This window comes from Colwellia sp. M166 (assembly GCF_024585285.1).
Classification (GTDB): Bacteria; Pseudomonadota; Gammaproteobacteria; order Enterobacterales; family Alteromonadaceae; genus Cognaticolwellia.
The window spans coordinates 1,660,112-1,676,225 of sequence record NZ_CP040755.1 but is presented as its reverse complement, the minus strand read 5'-3'; the positions used below and the strand labels follow the sequence as shown (position 1 = coordinate 1,676,225).

Here is a 16,114-nt window from a genome sequence, read left to right as displayed (position 1 = left end):
ATGAAAGCATATTATCAGCATGAAAGTGCAATAGTTGACGATGGTGCAATAATAGGTAAAGACTCTAGGGTATGGCACTTTGCACATGTTTGTGCTGGCGCGGTAATTGGTCATGGCGTTTCGTTGGGCCAAAATGTATTCGTTGGCAATAAAGTGACTATTGGAAATAAATGCAAAATACAGAATAATGTTTCTGTGTACGATAATGTGCATTTAGAAGACGAAGTGTTTTGCGGCCCAAGCATGGTTTTTACTAATGTATATAATCCGCGTTCTGGTGTTGAACGTAAAGATGAATATCGGGATACACTGGTTAAAAAAGGCGTTACTTTAGGTGCTAATTGTACCATCGTATGCGGAGTCACAATTGGTGAGTATGCATTCATTGGTGCTGGTGCTGTTATTAATAAAGACGTTAAACCTTTTGCGCTAATGGTTGGTGTCCCTGCAAAGCAGATTGGTTGGATGAGCACATATGGCGAACAGCTTGATATTCCTCTTCATGGGGATGCGCAAGTTACATGTTCACATACGGGTGTTTTATATAAGCTTTCAGGTGAAGATTTATCCCTAGTTTTATAAATTAATTTTTGAGTAATTACAATGCAATTCATAGATTTGAAAACACAGTACGCTTTATTGAAAGAAAAAATAGATACTAATATTCATAAAGTATTAGATCATGGCCAATATGTTATGGGGCCAGAAGTTATAACTTTAGAAACAGAACTTGCTAAATATACTGGAACGAAACATTGTATTTCTTGTTCATCAGGTACAGATGCTTTAGTTATGGCATTAATGGCACATGATATTGGCGAAGGGGACGTTGTCATAACAACACCCTTTACTTTTATTGCCACTGCAGAAGCGATAAAGTTTGTAGGAGCTACACCATTATTTATAGATATAGATATTGAAACCTTTAATATCTCGCCAAAATTAATTGAAGAAGCATTAAACGACATATCTAAAAATAAAAATACAATTCATTCTAAAATTTGTACTGATGCAGCCAAAATCAAAGCAATTATTAGTGTTGATTTATTCGGATTACCTGCAGATGCTGTAAAAATAAATAAAATAGCTAAAGATTTTGGTTTAGTCGTCATTGAAGATGCTGCACAAGGTTTTGGTGGCTCTATAGATGACAATAAGGCTGGCAGCCTGGCCGATATAGGTTGCACATCTTTCTTCCCAGCTAAGCCGCTAGGTTGTTACGGCGACGGTGGTGCTATCTTTACAGACAATGATGACATAGCAAATAAATTAAAGTCTATTCGAGTACATGGACAAGGTGAAGATAAATATCAAAATGTTCGCCTAGGTTTAACCGGTAGATTAGATACCATACAAGCGGCAGTGTTATTACCTAAATTAGAAGTCTTTGATAGTGAAATTGAACAACGCCAAAATGTTGCAAAGTTATACACAGCTAATTTGGCGAATGTTGATGGAGTTACAACGCCGACAACTCCTGATGGTTATGTTAGTGCCTGGGCGCAATACACGTTAATGGCGAAAGATGACAACCATAGAACTGCAATTATGGATCACTTAAAAAATAACAATATTCCTGTCGCTGTTTATTATCCTATTCCATTACACGAACAAAAGGTATTTGAAAGTTTAGGCTATAATCCGGGCGACTTTTCCGTTTCTTCAAATGCCGCCAAAAGAGTCTTTAGCTTGCCAATGCATCCTTATTTGGAAACTAAAGATATAGAAACAATTTGTGACTTAATTGGAACGTTATAATGTCAGCAGATATCTATATAGATCCGACAGCGAATGTTAGCCCTGATGCAAAAATTGGCGCAGGTACTAAGGTTTGGATCAATACTCAAATTAGAGAAAATACGTCTATCGGTACCAATTGTATACTGTCGAAAGACGTATATATTGATGCAGGCGTAACTATAGGTAATGGCTGTAAAATACAGAACTCAGTGTCTGTATATCAAGGCGTGACTATAGAAAACGATGTATTTGTTGGGCCTAATGTATGCTTTACCAATGATAAGGTGCCAAGAGCCTTTAATTCAGACTGGAGAATCACTAAAACTTTGGTCAAGACTGGCGCCAGTTTAGGCGCTAATGCAACTATTGTTTGCGGTATCACTTTAGGTGAGTACTCGATGGTGGCAGCAGGCTCAGTAGTTACTAAAGATGTGCCTCCATATAGTCTGGTAGTTGGTAATCCAGCAAGAGTAGTTGCAAAAATAGATAAAGCTGGTAATAAATTAACTTAATAAACTGTAGAGATTTGAGATGACATTAAAAGTAGCCATATTGGGCATTGGAAATATGGGGAAGAACCACCTTCGTGTTTTGAGTATGTTACGAGGTGTTGAAGTTACTAATATTTTTGATTTTAATAAAGAGCAATTAGTACAACTTTCCGAGCAATATCAAGTGCCATATACCACCGACGCTAATGCCGCGATAGAAGGTGTTGACGCGGTTGTTATTGTGACACCGACTAGCACCCATTTTGACTACTTCACTTTATGTGCAGGTAAAGTAAAAAATGTTTTTATTGAAAAGCCTTTAGCTGAAACACTTGAACAGGGTATTAAAATTAAAGAGTTAGCTGAAAAGCATAACATGTTCATTCAATGTGGCTTTATTGAGAGGTTTAATCCTGTAGTATCTGAGCTAAAGCGAGTTCTAGAAAATGAAGAAGTTATAAATATTGACTTTTCGAGAACCAATAGGCTAAGTAGCCGAATTACTGATGTTGATGTAGTGCTAGATCTGATGATACATGATATTGATTTGGCGCTTTACCTAAATGGCCCAGTGAAAAGTGTGGTAGCACATGGTAAAGAGGAGCATGGGTTAGTTGCTTTCGCTTCCGCATTGCTACACCATGAAAATGGCTCACTTTCACGAGTTTTAGCAAGTAGAATGACAGAAAAAAAGCAACGTTCAATTCAAGTTACAACTGTAGGTGCATACATTGATGCTGAATTAGTAAGAAAAGAGTTAGTCGTTCATAAGCAGTCTACAATGACCCAAGAAGAAGGAAGTCCGTATATAGTATCCTCTCTTGAACAACAAATAGAGGTTAAACCTCAAGAAGCATTACTTGTTGAACATCAGGCTTTTATTGCAGCATGTAATGGTGACATATCGAAGGAATTACCAACTATTGATAGTGGTGTAGATTCATTAAAAATAAGTGAATTAGTTTTGGAGCAAATAAATAATGTTTAGAGATAGTTATGTTGGAAAGGTTGTTTTAGTTACCGGTGGCGCAGGCTTTATCGGCAGTCATTTAGTTGATCGCTTAATCGCAGATGGCGCAAAACAAGTTATTATCGTAGATAATTTATTTATAGGCTCTGAAGATAATATTGTTGATGCGGTTGCTAAGGGTGCTGTTTTTTACAACGAAGATATAGAGTATAAAGAAAGCTTAGAATATATATTTGACGTGCATAATGTCGATGTAGTTTTTAACCTTGCGACTAAAGCGTTAAATTATTCATTTGTAAACCCAGCCAATGCTTTCACAACCAATGTTACTGGTACGGTAAATTTGCTTGAACTTCAAAGAAAAGGGAAGTTTAAATCATTATGTCACTTTTCTACCTCGGAAGTGTACGGCAGTGCTATTTATGAGCCTATGGATGAAGCTCACCCTAAAGTACCAACTACAACTTATGCGGCTGGTAAAGCAGCTGCGGATCTCGCTGTAGAAAGCTATGTCAATATGTTTAATGTAGATGCTTTTATAGTAAGGCCGTTTAATAACTACGGCCCGAGACAAAATCATAAAGGATATCTAGCTGGTATTATTCCAATTACCGCATGGCGTATTCATAATGACATTGCCCCGGAGATACATGGCGAAGGTAATCAAAGTCGCGATTTTATTTATGTTAGTGATACTGTTGATGCCGTTGTTAAGTTATTTACCGTTATGCCAGTAGGTGAAAGTGTCAATATTTCAACAGATAATCAGTGTAAAGTTAAAGATTTATTACAGAAAATACTTACTCACTATAACTATCAAGGCGAGTTAGTTAAAAAAGAAGCTCGTGGTGCAGATGTACTTGGGCATAACGCCAGCAATGAAAAGGTTAAAAGTCTTATAGAGTACAATTTAACACCTTTCGATGTTGGCTTAGCAAACACGCTAGATTGGTATCAAGCAAAGTTTTCAGGTTAATAGATAATGAAAGATAGAATTAAACTAATTAAGCCTTATATTTCTTTTGATGAAGTAGCTTCAGAGTTAGAAGAAATATTTGACTCAGGTCAATTAACTAAAGGCCAGCATGTTGCTAAGTTTGTTAAAAGTTTAACAAACTACACTGGTGGTTTATATGCCGTGCCGATGACTTCAGCAACAACAGCATTGACCATGTGTTTGAAAGCTCTTGGCATAAAAAAGGGCGATAAGGTTGCAATTTCTGACTTTTCGTTTCCTGCAACAGCGAATGTCGTTGAAGATGTTGAAGCAACACCCATTTTCATCGATGTTGATCAAGACACTTATAATATGTCAGTAGATGACTTGCGCAGTAAATTAGATGATAAAGTCAAGGCAGTGATATTTGTTGATGCTTTAGGCAGCCCCTCTGGTATAGATAAAATAAAAGCTGTTTGTGAAGAGTTTAGCATACCGTTAATTGAAGATGCCGCATGTGCAATTGGCAGCTCTGTAAATGGTGTGAAAGTTGGCAATATCGCAGATTTAACCTGCTTTAGTTTTCATCCACGTAAGTTGCTGACTACGGGGGAAGGTGGTGCGATTCTTACTAATAACCCTGAATATGCAACTTGGTTAGATATGAAAGCCAATCATGGTGCATCAGGCTTACGTGGTAAAGTATTTGACTTTATAGACTTTGGCTATAACTATCGTATGAGTGAAATACAAGCACTCATGGGCTGGAAACAAATTGCTAAACTTGATGGCATTACCGAACGACGCAATTTAATTGCTGACCAATATGCCGAAGCTTTAGAGCCATTAGGTATGAAGCGGCAAAAAATCGCTCAAGGTGTATACCATAATATTCAATCATTAATTTTTACAGTACCAGAGACTGTAAAACGTGATGATTTAATTGATTATTTAGCTGAGCATAATATTGAGTCAACACTGGGCACTTATTGTTTGAGTGGTACAACTTTTTATACCAACAAATATAATTCGGTGCAAGCAACAGCGCACTGGCTTGAAAATCACACTATCACATTACCTTGTTATGATGGTGTTGACGTTCAAACGGTTACTGACGTAATATCTGGTTTTTTTGCCTAGCATGCCAAATATCACTAAGCTTTTAACAAGATTTATTCACTACCTTCGCTTTCGAATGAAACGTAAATTTAATCGCCATGTCTCGTTAGGTGATTTGTTGACAGATCGCTGGGAAACGGCAAAATTTTTAGGTTTTGGCGAAGGTACATCTTGTTATAATAATGTCTTAGTTTTGGGTAATGTAAAAGTTGGCAAAAACACTTGGATCGGGCCTAATGTTATTTTAGATGGCAGTGGTGGTGAGCTGGTTATTGGTGATTTTTGCTCAATAAGCGCCGGTGTGCAAATATATACTCATGACTCTGTTTCTTGGTCAACCAGCTTAGGAGAGAGTGCTGTTAAAAAAGCACCTACTTATGTTGGCAATGGTGTATATATTGGGCCTAACACTATTATTCAAAAAGGCGTTAAAGTAGGAGACAAAGCGATTATCGGTGCGATGTCTTTTGTTAATAAGAACGTGCAGTCTAATGCAAAAGTATTTGGTATTCCTGCTAAGTAGAGACTAGGTTATAAAATGATCTCAATAATTGATTATGGTGTGGGAAATTTAGGCTCAGTAAAGAACATGCTGAAGTTCCTTAATATAGAAAGTAAAATTATTACTACAGCTGAGGAATTGAGTACCGCAACTAAAATTATACTTCCAGGTGTAGGTAGTTGGGATAACGGTGTTGCGAAACTAACGGAAAGTGGCTTGCTTTCAGTACTTAATAAGCGTGTATTATCTGACAAAGTGCCAGTGTTAGGTATCTGTCTAGGTATGCAAATATTGCTTGATGCTAGCGAGGAGGGCGAGTTAGCAGGTTTAGGTTGGATCCCAGGTGAAGTAAAAAAGTTTTATTTTACACCAGAGCAACAAACTGCCAATAAGCTAAGAATTCCACACATGGGCTGGAATGTTACGCATAACAAAAAACAAACTGCGCTTACTCAATTGAATGATGATGAAACTCGTTACTATTTTGTTCATTCTTACCATGCTGAGGTTGCAAACAAAGACCATGCATTGATGACTTGCAATTATGGCTATGAATTTACCTGCGCCATTCACAAAGACAATATATGGGGTGTTCAGTTTCACCCTGAAAAAAGTCATAAATTTGGTATGGCATTAATGAAGTCATTCGCGGAGCTATAATAGAGTGCTTAGAACACGAGTTATGCCTTGTTTGCTATTACAAGGTAGAGGTTTAGTTAAAACGGTAAAGTTTAAAAACGAACGTTACGTTGGTGATCCTATTAATGCTGTACGAATTTTTAATCAAAAAGAGGTAGACGAATTAGTGCTGTTTGATATTAACTGCACGAGTGATTCAGGCACCATTAACTACTCCTTACTTGAGCAAATAACATCAGAATGCTTTATGCCCGTATGCTATGGCGGAGGTGTGAGAACCTTAGAGGACTTCCGAAAGCTTTTCTCTCTAGGCATTGAAAAGGTATCTGTAAGCTCTTTGCTGTTTGATAGCCCTGACGTTGTGGCTCAAGCAGTAGCAATATATGGCTCACAGAGCATAATTGCGACATTAGATATAAACCTATCTAAATATAGAAAAAAATATCAAGTATGTACCCATTCGGGTAAACAAAAGAGAAAATATACGCCCGTTGAAGCTGCAAAATATGCGTGTAGTCTTGGGGTAGGAGAAATTATTGTTAATGCTATCCATCGCGATGGTACTTGGTCTGGTTTTGATCAAGAACTCATTAGTCAAATTTCTGCAAACGTTAATGTTCCTGTTGTAGCTGCCGGCGGTGCTGGCACATTAGACGATATTAAAAATGTTGTTGTAAGCGCTAATGCTTCAGCCGTTGCGCTTGGCAGTATGGCAGTATTTCAAGCAAAAGATATGGGGGTTTTAATTAAATTTCCCAAGCAAACTGAACTAACTAAAATTTTACCCTAGGCAATAAAAATGACTTATCAAATCTGTACTCGCTGTATTTACGATACTGAAGTTCCAAATATATCCTTCGATGTTCGAGGCGTATGCAATTACTGTGTGCAAATTGATGAACTTTCAGCGCAGTTCCCAAATGATGAAAAAGGCGAAATTGAATTACAACGTTTAGTCGATGAGATGAAGCAGGCAGGTAAAGGAAAAAAATACGATGCGTTAATTGGTGTTAGTGGTGGTTGTGATTCGTCTTATTTATTAGACCTAATGACAAATAAATATGGCTTGCGATTATTAGCTGTGCACTTTGATAATACATGGAACTCAACGGTAGCGACTGAAAATATTCATTGTATGACAGAGAAACTAGGTATCGACCTATATACTCATGTTGTGGATGCCCATGAGTTCGATGACTTGATCTTAGCGCACTTGAAAGCCGGCGTTAAAGAAATTGAAAACCCAACGGATATTGGTTTAGCTACAACCATGAATCTTGCCGCTGAAAAATACGGTATTAAATATAAAATTGACGGTCATTCGTTCAGAACTGAAGGCTCTGCACCTATGGGCTGGATATACATGGACGCTAAGTACATACAGAGTGTTCATAAAGAGTTTGGTACTGTACCGATGAAAACATTTCCCAATTTATGGCTTTCAAAACAATTGAAATGGATGTTGTTTAATCAAATAAAATCGATTAGACCGCTTTATTATCTGCAATACGATAAAGAAGCAGCTAAAGCAATGTTAGCTAAAGATTACGGATGGACATGGTATGGCGGTCATCATCTAGAGAATAGAACCTCATCATTTTTTCATAGTTATTTCTTTCCTAAACGTTGGAATACAGACTTTCGAATTGCAGGATATTCAGCTTATTGTAGAGATGGGCGAATGACTCGGGAAGAAGCCCTAAATCTGATGAAAGAAGAGCCTCATATTGAAGACGGTTTATTAGAGTTTTACAAAAAACGTTTGAATCTTTCAGATGAAGAATTTGAGCGCTTAATGAATTTGCCTAAAAAGCACTATACGGACTTTAAAACGTATAAAAAAACCTTTGAACGCATGCGGCCATTTTTCTATTTAATGGCGAAATGGAAGCTCATACCATGGAGCTTTTACATTAAATATACCTTGCCCCATAATGTAGAAAAAAAATAGTCGCATTATTTTAATCCAAGCCTTTGTTGCGTATTTAGTTAGGTATTTTGTTATTTTGAAAAAACTATTAATTACATGCACGAGTATCATGCAAATGATACTCGTTAGAATTAGCTACTATATTTGTAGATTTTTTAATATAAAAAAGCAAGATGGCTGGGTTGTTGTTGCTGTTGAAACGGCTTCAATGCTGAAGAATATTTCAAGCGCATTACCGAATTCAGTGTCGGTTAATTTTGCTCCTAATCGCTTTTATGATTTCAATTATAATTATGAAGTATATCCAAAAAAAGGTCTTTTAAAGCTCATCACCTTAGTATATTCCCCAATATTATTCGGCTATTTACTTAGTAAATACGATAAATTTATGTACCTTGGCGCTATTGGTTTTGTAAGTCCATACACAGATGGCCGCCAGCAAGAATTTAAGTTTCTTAAGAGTATAAATAAGCAGCTAGTATGCTATTTTTTAGGCTCTGAAATTCGCTCTTTTAAATTATTAAATCAATTTTCTCAAGATCGTTCACTAGATGTACTGACTACTTACCAAGCAATTTCTCATGTGGGTATTGATGCGCCAAAAAACGAGTATAAAAGAAAACAATTGGGGCAAATAGCCGATAAATATTCCGACGTTATATTTAACCCTAGCACAGATCAAATGGCCTATATTCAACGAAAAACCTTCCCATGTATTTATTTTTTAGCCGATGACTTATTTGAACCATCGTTAAACAAATTTGATGACCTCAGTGAAATTATTGTGCTTCATGGGCCCAGTTCACCAATTATCAAAGGTACGCCGATTGTTAGGGCCGCAATAAAAAAACTCCAAATGGAAGGTTACAAATTTAAGTATATAGAGTTAATTAATGTACCACATGAACAAATGCTTAAGACATTGTGTTCGGCTCATATTGTGCTTAACGAGTTTTATGCGTTTGTGCCTGGTGTTTTTGGTTTAGAAGCAATGGCAAGTTCTTGTGCATTGCTTACATCTGCAGATGAAAATATCGAGACTACATTAGATGAAGGTGCTAACCAGGCTTGGAAAGTTACACCATATTGGATGGTTTATGATCATTTAAAACTATTTTTAGATAATCCTGACATGATAAAACCACAAGCGCTAGCAGGTCATAATTGGGCTAAAAAACATTGCACCTATGCAGCTGGCGCCAAAAAAATGAACGATATTATTAATGATTAAGGCGTTTTTTAAGGACTCTCTACTTTATACCTTTGCGAACTTATTTACTCGTGGCATTGGTTTTATATTATTACCTATTTATACTCGTGTATTATCTAAGCAGGAATATGGGCTATTTGATTATCTTACAACTATAGGTCTGATGTTAGGTGTAATAATGACATTAGAAATAACACAAGCTATATACCGCTTTATTCCTGAATATAAAGGTCAGCCCCTTCAACAAGTGAAGTTAGCATCTACAAGTTTTTGGTTTTCACTGCTGATGTACTCATTTTTATGTGTGATTTGTTTTATTTTTTCAAATGAATTATCTAAAATTTTGCTTGATGACGCAAAGTATGCGGAACTGATTAAAACCACTAGCATACTATTCTTAACTAACGCTATTTTGTTTAATTTTTCGACGTTAATGCGAGCAAATCTCTTATCTAAGCAGGTGGTATTAGTATCAACTTTTAACGCGATTTTTGTAGCGAGTTTTTCGTTGGTATTAGTGGTTTATTTAAAATTAGGTCTTCTCGGCCTTATTGCAGGGCAGTTGATAGGTGTTAGCTTAAGTATTATTATTGCATTGTTTTTTGTAAAAGCTTGGATCAAGTTAGTTTTTTGTTTTAAAGAATTAAAAGACATGTTGTCTTATTCTGCACCTTTAGTTTTCTCTAGCATTGGTGTTGTATTATCAATGTTCGTAGATAGGGTGATGCTGAAAGAGTTTTTAGGTGCGGAGCAATTGGCACCTTATGCGGTAGCAATAAAAATTGCCAGTATAGCAACGTTACTGTTGATTGGTTTCCAGTCGGCATTAACGCCTTTACTTTATTCACATTATAAAGAAAAAGACACCCCTGAAAAAGTAGCTAAATTATTTCACCTTTACTTAATCATTTCACTTTTCAGTGTAATTATTTTATCGATATTAGGTAGTTGGCTAGTTAAGATTGTTGCTGGGGAGCAATATGTCGAAGCTGTAAACTATGTTGTTCCGTTAGTTTGCGCTGCATTATTTTCAAGTATGTATATTTTCTTTCCAGGGTTGAGTATTGCAAAAAAAACATCGATTATAGCGATTGTTAATGTTCTTGTAGGCCTACTGAATGTTATACTTAATTATGTGTTTATTCCTAAGTTCGGGGCATTAGGTGCTTCCTTTAGTACGTTGCTCTCAATATCTATTGCATTGCTTTGTAATGCACTACTCGCTCAACGATTTTATAAGATACCAATTAACTATATGCTTACACTTTTAATATTCAGCAGTATTTTTTGCATTTTGATTTACTCTATCCCTTTATGAGTTATTCTTTTTATACGACTTATGCACAAAATTTATGGAGTTCATTACAAATATCATCTAAATAAATTCATTATTCGTTTCCAAATAGAGCTATAAACCTTAAAATTATCTTTCACTTAGCAAATATATAGCCATAATAACCTAAATTAATTACGCTTTATCTTGAGGGATAAATATGCCAGGAATTACTTATTGTAAATCAAAAATAGCGATTGACGATATAAAATCATTTAAACAAGATATGAATTATTCGAGTACTATTGAGCTTAATAGTTATATAGAAACTGAGAATGAACTGTTTTTCTCTAACTATGCAATAAATTATCCTAATAAGGAGTATGTAGTAGGTTCTTATATCGTCTTGATTTCAGGCATGATTTATAATTTTACTGATGATGATTTATTGGGTAGATTAAAAGATATAATTGATAATATTGGTAATAACCAAAGCTTCCTGCGAAAGATAAAAAATTTCGTTGGTAGTGCTGATGGCGATTATATTTTGGTGATTTATAGTAAAGTCAATGATTTTAGGTTTATATTCAATGATATTTTGGGGCGTTTACCTCTATATTACTACGAAGGTGAGAATGGTCTTTGTATTAGTAGCGAATTTAAAGCAATATTACGATTTAGTGACAACGTTGAATTTAATATATTTGAAGTTGTCAATAAGGTGACGCTTGGCTATACGCTAGGGAAAAATACTATTTACAATAATGTTTATAATATCCAACCAGGTGAATTATTATGCGTAGGTCAGGGCTTTGCAATTGAAAAATTTAATACAACCCAAATAGACTATTTATCAGTCGAGCTTTATAAAACTAAAATGGATGCAATTAAGGATATTAAGAATCACTTCTTTGAATCTATTGAAAATAGAGTTAACAAGGTTGAAAGATTAGGTTATCGAGTAATATCAGATTTAAGCGGCGGCTTTGACTCTAGAGCTGTGATTGGAGGTGTGTCCAAGTTTTGTAGGACAGTCAACTATTATACGTTTGAATATACGCATGATGAAAGCCCTATAGCATTCGAGCTTTTTAACACTTTGGAACAACCAGGGAAATACAAAAAATTAAAATTCGAGAATAAATTAGATATACAGGAAACACCCAGAGTTTTATTTAATTTAGACTGTTTAACGAATTATTATACTTCATATATTTGTTATAAAGATGTAGACTTTTTATACCATAGCGAAGCATTAGGGAAAACAGTCCGTTTTGGCGGCCTAGGTGGTGAATTCTTTAGGCATCCATACAATACTGATATCACCCCTAGAGCTTTTGCTATTTTAGATGGTTCTTACAAAAAAGAACTTGAAGACCTTTCATCAATATTAAATTTTCAGGTAAAAGATTATAAATCTTATCTCTCGACGTACTTTAAGTCATATGCTGGTACTCATGAACAACAATTAAAAAAACTTTATGTTGAAGAGTATTACAGAATTGAAGTTGGGACAGATGCTGAGGATAGGGAGAGAATACATTTTTGGGGGGTCCAACCATTTTGGACTGTAAAATTAGTAAGAGCTTTTAATAATGTCCCTTTGTCATGGATAAATTATGATTTTTTTACACAGATTATGAATGAGATTGATAGTAAATTATTAGAAGTGGATATATTTGGGTCCGATATTAATTTGAAGTCAGCTCGAAGCAGGTATATTTATGATCTGAAGTCTAAAGTCAAACTAAATATCATTCAATTTTTAACTAAAAAATTACCTCAAGCCAAAAGCTTAATTAAAAAGAATATATATAAAGGTCGCTCTGAAAAAGTCAACTCAAAAGATATTACAGAAGAAGCTAAATTTATAATGGATAAATACTCTAGTATTTCGAAATATAAATATATTTTTAATGAAAGCTTAATTTATGATTACCTAAAGTCGAATGAAAGAAATGCAATGATTGACTCATATATAATTTATATTAATACCATTGAGTCTAAATATTGTTAAATAATGCTGTTAATTATGTAAGTTATTTATTGAATAAAGTATAGAAAGAGAATGTTGAAAATTGACTTGTTAGATTTACTTTAGGCCTTATTTATATTATTACGCTAAATCCTAGCTTTCCCCATATTGTGATTATGCAATAGGATGCCACCAGTATTTAGTTTTATTGATTTAATTATTATAATGTGATTTTTAATAGTATTTGCGACATTTCTTACCTGCAAATCAAAAGAAGAAAGCTAAAAATGAAAAAAACCTTAATTATTTTATTAGCAAGCAACCTTGATTCTCGAGGTGGGGGAAGAGAAACCTGGATAGGTAACTTCTTAAATGATCATGATATACTGAAACTTTACGACTCAATTATTGTACTAGGTAGTGAAATTACCATTTCTAATAAAGAAGTAGTTTTCCCCCGTAAAATAAAAGTTGTTAAAGATAAATATCGCAATAAAAGTTATTTACCTGGAATTATTTACTACGCAATTTTTGTAAGGAAGCAGCTAAGGACGCTTTATCGAACGACCGCTTCATATGATGTTATCTCATGTGGCTCATGGGGGGAGTCGATTTCTCTTTATTATAGCTCATTTTTTCGAAAAAAAAATGTAAGAAGTATTTGTTGGCTTCGCTCAATTATGGTGAAGGAACTTGCTCGAATTTACCCAAAATATATCCTGAACTTATGTGAAATATTAGAAGTTTATATTCTAAAAAAGTACAAGTTTATTATTGCTAATGGGAGTGATACTAGTAAGTACTATGTAGATAAAAAAGTTGATAACTTAACAATAGCTAATGGTATACATACAAGTGATTTTATTATTAATAATTCAACTGATGTCAAATGCCAGTTTATTGGTAGAACTAGTGTTGAGAAAGGAATCCTTCATTTAGCTAAGGCTATCCGAGTATTAAATATGGAAGATTGCCTTAAGGATATAACGTTTTCAATTATTGGGGATGGCCCTAAAACTAAAGAGATAAAAGAATTAGCGATAGATATTGACGGTCTGACCTATATGGGGGCGCTTGGTCCCAAAGAAGTTAAGTGCGAACTTGCTCAGGCCAACATATCTTTTCACTTAACGTTAAGCAAGGATATAGGGGGAGGGGGAGTATCTCACAGCCTATTAGAGGCTATGGCTTCCGGTCAACGGATAGTGTGCTGGGATAATGATATCTTTAATCAAGTTATTGGTTCAGAGTTGTTTTTTAAAGCTAAAGAAGGGGATGTAGAGTCTTTAGTTGAACAGCTGAAATTAGCAATAATAAACTGCAGGGAAGATCCGTTTGAGTACCCTAAAAAAATGAATGAATATTCTAGGAATTATGATTTTTCTGTCCATGTTGAAAAATATTGCAATTTAGTACGTTAATTTTTGAATTTGTAAGGTCATATAATGTGAAGCTAGATTTTCATAAACTAACTTTTAGGGATTTTTTACTATTTTTAGTTTTTATAGTACTCCCGATTTTTGATTCAATTAATGGGTACTTAGTTGCTAAAGGCCTGATTGCACCTGCAGGTTTAGCTTCTCCTTCTCAGTTAGGGCGCTTAGCGGTTTCTAGTTTATTAATATATATTTTGGCGACTAAAAAATTATCAATACCACCAGTATTTTTTTTAATATATTTATTAACAGTAGAAGTTTTTTCAGGTCTTTATCATCAAAGTCAATACGGCTTTACATACGGAGTTATATCGGCATATAAAATAGGGTATTTGATTTTTCTAACAGTTCTCCTGAAACATTACTCAAAAAGCCCTCAAGGCATGGGGCAACTTGTCGTTTTTTTAAAATACAACTTAATTATAATTGCAACAATGCTGTATTTTTCTACAATCACAGGAATTGGTAATAGTACTTATGGTTTCGGTTTTGGCACCAAAAGCTTTTTCGCATCAGGCAATGGGTTAGGCTTATATCTAGGTGTTGGTAGCCTGTTTTTAATTGGGGCAAGGCATTATAAACTTACAGGCTTTAGTCAAAAGACGTTACTTTACATTGTATTATCCATTGCTCTTATTGGTTCTAAAACTGCATTAATCCTCTGTGCTTTTAATTTATTGTGTATTATTGTACTTTCAAAATACAGAGCCAGCTTTATAATAGTATTGTCTGCATTGGTATTCATCTTTTTGCCTGCAATAATAGATACTTTGAGTGTTTTATTCGATGTTATTTTAAATAGATTAACCAATTCCGATAATTTAATATTGTATTTAGGCAGTGGTAGAATTGATTATGTAGTTGATGCCTTTGGCCTCTTTCTTCAAGAGGACCCTAATCCTTTTAGGTTGTTATTTGGAATGGGGGCTTATACATCTTTTCAAGATCCTTTGTTTGTTCGAGAATTTGATACATTAGAAACAGACCTTTTTGATTTATTGTTCATGTATGGTTTATTTGCTGTAATTGCATATTTAGCTGTTATTGGTGTCGTGCTGTTTAAGCTAAGAAATTATAAAGTCTTGTTTTTAGGTATGTTACTGCTTTCGCTGCACTCAATTATTGCTGGGCACGTACTTTTTAATGGTATGAGTTCAGTCTGTTTTGCTTTATTTATCTGTGTTGCTAGTTTTTTATCTAACAAAAGGACGTTAAATGATAAAGTCGATACTTAAATTTTCTGTGTTAAAAATCAAAGGTCGTACTATTACTTTTGATGAAAAAGTGCGTGATATTGATTTGCTCAGTTTACTCTTCACGCAAGGGTTTGCCGTGTTAAGAGGCTTGTTAAGATTCAGGAAAGTGGTTTTTTTAGGAAACAATGTTGTCATTAAAGCTAAACGAAACGTTAAATTTGGCAAAGGTGTTTCTATTGGTGACTATTGTACATTAGATGCACTAGGGCATGAGGGACTATGCATTGGGGCGGGTTCATCAATAGGTTCTTTTTCATTGTTAAAAGTAAGCGGCACATTAAAGTCTCTTGGTAAAGGTATAAATATTGGATGTAATGTCGGTCTCGGGGATTTTACTCATATTGGTGGGGCTGGCGGTGTTGAGATTGGTGATGACACTATTGCTGGTGCTTATCTAAGTATTCACCCAGAAAACCACGTTTTTTCAGACACTAACGAGCTTATCCGCAACCAAGGTGTCTCCAGAAAAGGGATATCAATAGGTAGGAATTGCTGGGTCGGAGCTAAAGTCACGGTTTTGGATGGTAGTATAGTAGGCGATGGTTGTGTTATTGCTGCTGGTGCGGTCGTTAATGGGGTGTTTCCCAATCATGTTGTTGTTGGTGGGGTACCGGCAAAATTTTAAAAGAAATAAAA

16 protein-coding genes are annotated in these 16,114 nt (G+C 35.0%); all 16 read left to right on the top strand.

Annotated elements, in window-relative coordinates; genetic code table 11:
- The 16 genes from FGD67_RS07580 (at position 1) to FGD67_RS07505 (ending at position 16,103) form a co-directional block, all read left to right on the top strand.
- Complete coding sequence (locus FGD67_RS07580) at positions 1–582, top strand: acyltransferase (protein ID WP_257174434.1); 582 nt, start codon at positions 1–3, stop codon at positions 580–582.
- Positions 583–603: 21 nt separating this feature from the next.
- Positions 604–1,758, top strand: a complete 1,155-nt coding sequence (locus FGD67_RS07575) for a DegT/DnrJ/EryC1/StrS aminotransferase family protein (RefSeq protein WP_257174433.1) — start codon at positions 604–606, stop codon at positions 1,756–1,758.
- Complete coding sequence (locus FGD67_RS07570; RefSeq protein ID WP_257174432.1) at positions 1,758–2,252, top strand: acyltransferase; 495 nt, start codon at positions 1,758–1,760, stop codon at positions 2,250–2,252. Before FGD67_RS07575 ends, FGD67_RS07570 begins: the two co-directional genes overlap by 1 nt.
- A gap of 19 nt (positions 2,253–2,271) precedes the next feature.
- A complete protein-coding gene (locus FGD67_RS07565) occupies positions 2,272–3,219 on the top strand; it encodes a Gfo/Idh/MocA family protein (RefSeq protein ID WP_257174431.1) in 948 nt (315 codons plus the stop codon).
- Positions 3,212–4,177 carry an NAD-dependent epimerase/dehydratase family protein gene (locus tag FGD67_RS07560; protein WP_257174430.1) on the top strand — a complete coding sequence of 322 codons (966 nt, stop codon included), beginning with the start codon at positions 3,212–3,214 and terminating at the stop codon, positions 4,175–4,177. The genes FGD67_RS07565 and FGD67_RS07560 overlap by 8 nt, the downstream gene beginning before the upstream one ends.
- A 6-nt stretch (positions 4,178–4,183) precedes the next feature.
- On the top strand, positions 4,184–5,278 hold the full coding sequence (locus tag FGD67_RS07555) for a DegT/DnrJ/EryC1/StrS aminotransferase family protein (RefSeq protein ID WP_257174429.1): 1,095 nt from the start codon (positions 4,184–4,186) through the stop codon (positions 5,276–5,278).
- Positions 5,279–5,333: 55 nt separating this feature from the next.
- Complete coding sequence (locus tag FGD67_RS07550) at positions 5,334–5,780, top strand: DapH/DapD/GlmU-related protein (RefSeq protein WP_257174428.1); 447 nt, start codon at positions 5,334–5,336, stop codon at positions 5,778–5,780.
- Positions 5,781–5,795: 15 nt separating this feature from the next.
- Positions 5,796–6,419 (top strand): imidazole glycerol phosphate synthase subunit HisH, encoded by a 624-nt coding sequence (hisH, locus tag FGD67_RS07545; protein WP_257174427.1) that lies wholly within the window; start codon positions 5,796–5,798, stop codon positions 6,417–6,419.
- Between the two features lie 4 nt (positions 6,420–6,423).
- Positions 6,424–7,188, top strand: a complete 765-nt coding sequence (locus tag FGD67_RS07540) for an AglZ/HisF2 family acetamidino modification protein (RefSeq protein WP_257174426.1) — start codon at positions 6,424–6,426, stop codon at positions 7,186–7,188.
- Between the two features lie 9 nt (positions 7,189–7,197).
- The gene (locus FGD67_RS07535; protein WP_257174425.1) at positions 7,198–8,349 is read left to right on the top strand and encodes an N-acetyl sugar amidotransferase; all 1,152 of its coding nucleotides are present in this window, start codon (positions 7,198–7,200) and stop codon (positions 8,347–8,349) included.
- 55 nt (positions 8,350–8,404) lie between these two features.
- Positions 8,405–9,559 (top strand): hypothetical protein, encoded by a 1,155-nt coding sequence (locus FGD67_RS07530; protein WP_257174424.1) that lies wholly within the window; start codon positions 8,405–8,407, stop codon positions 9,557–9,559.
- Entirely contained in the window at positions 9,552–10,856 is a 1,305-nt protein-coding gene (locus tag FGD67_RS07525; RefSeq protein WP_257174423.1) for a flippase, read from the top strand. The genes FGD67_RS07530 and FGD67_RS07525 overlap by 8 nt, the downstream gene beginning before the upstream one ends.
- 175 nt (positions 10,857–11,031) lie before the next feature.
- Positions 11,032–12,828, top strand: coding sequence for a hypothetical protein (locus FGD67_RS07520; protein WP_257174422.1), 1,797 nt, complete (start codon positions 11,032–11,034; stop codon positions 12,826–12,828).
- A 245-nt stretch (positions 12,829–13,073) separates the two neighbouring features.
- Positions 13,074–14,207 (top strand): glycosyltransferase, encoded by a 1,134-nt coding sequence (locus FGD67_RS07515; RefSeq protein WP_257174421.1) that lies wholly within the window; start codon positions 13,074–13,076, stop codon positions 14,205–14,207.
- 26 nt (positions 14,208–14,233) lie between these two features.
- On the top strand, positions 14,234–15,457 hold the full coding sequence (locus FGD67_RS07510; RefSeq protein ID WP_257174420.1) for a hypothetical protein: 1,224 nt from the start codon (positions 14,234–14,236) through the stop codon (positions 15,455–15,457).
- Positions 15,438–16,103: an acyltransferase gene (locus FGD67_RS07505; protein WP_257174419.1), complete on the top strand. Its 666-nt coding sequence runs from the start codon at positions 15,438–15,440 to the stop codon at positions 16,101–16,103. Before FGD67_RS07510 ends, FGD67_RS07505 begins: the two co-directional genes overlap by 20 nt.
- Positions 16,104–16,114: the final 11 nt, after the last annotated feature.

What these genes read in the sequence shown, in the direction of transcription:
- FGD67_RS07560 (WP_257174430.1), top strand. Translation starts at nt 3,212, where the DNA reads ATGTTTAGAGATAGTTATGTTGGAAAGGTTGTTTTAGTTACCGGTGGC.
- FGD67_RS07565 (WP_257174431.1), top strand. Translation starts at nt 2,272, where the DNA reads ATGACATTAAAAGTAGCCATATTGGGCATTGGAAATATGGGGAAGAAC.
- FGD67_RS07535 (WP_257174425.1), top strand. Translation starts at nt 7,198, where the DNA reads ATGACTTATCAAATCTGTACTCGCTGTATTTACGATACTGAAGTTCCA.
- hisH (WP_257174427.1), top strand. Translation starts at nt 5,796, where the DNA reads ATGATCTCAATAATTGATTATGGTGTGGGAAATTTAGGCTCAGTAAAG.
- FGD67_RS07580 (WP_257174434.1), top strand. Translation starts at nt 1, where the DNA reads ATGAAAGCATATTATCAGCATGAAAGTGCAATAGTTGACGATGGTGCA.
- FGD67_RS07575 (WP_257174433.1), top strand. Translation starts at nt 604, where the DNA reads ATGCAATTCATAGATTTGAAAACACAGTACGCTTTATTGAAAGAAAAA.
- FGD67_RS07570 (WP_257174432.1), top strand. Translation starts at nt 1,758, where the DNA reads ATGTCAGCAGATATCTATATAGATCCGACAGCGAATGTTAGCCCTGAT.
- FGD67_RS07505 (WP_257174419.1), top strand. Translation starts at nt 15,438, where the DNA reads ATGATAAAGTCGATACTTAAATTTTCTGTGTTAAAAATCAAAGGTCGT.
- FGD67_RS07555 (WP_257174429.1), top strand. Translation starts at nt 4,184, where the DNA reads ATGAAAGATAGAATTAAACTAATTAAGCCTTATATTTCTTTTGATGAA.
- FGD67_RS07515 (WP_257174421.1), top strand. Translation starts at nt 13,074, where the DNA reads ATGAAAAAAACCTTAATTATTTTATTAGCAAGCAACCTTGATTCTCGA.
- FGD67_RS07550 (WP_257174428.1), top strand. Translation starts at nt 5,334, where the DNA reads ATGAAACGTAAATTTAATCGCCATGTCTCGTTAGGTGATTTGTTGACA.
- FGD67_RS07525 (WP_257174423.1), top strand. Translation starts at nt 9,552, where the DNA reads ATGATTAAGGCGTTTTTTAAGGACTCTCTACTTTATACCTTTGCGAAC.
- FGD67_RS07520 (WP_257174422.1), top strand. Translation starts at nt 11,032, where the DNA reads ATGCCAGGAATTACTTATTGTAAATCAAAAATAGCGATTGACGATATA.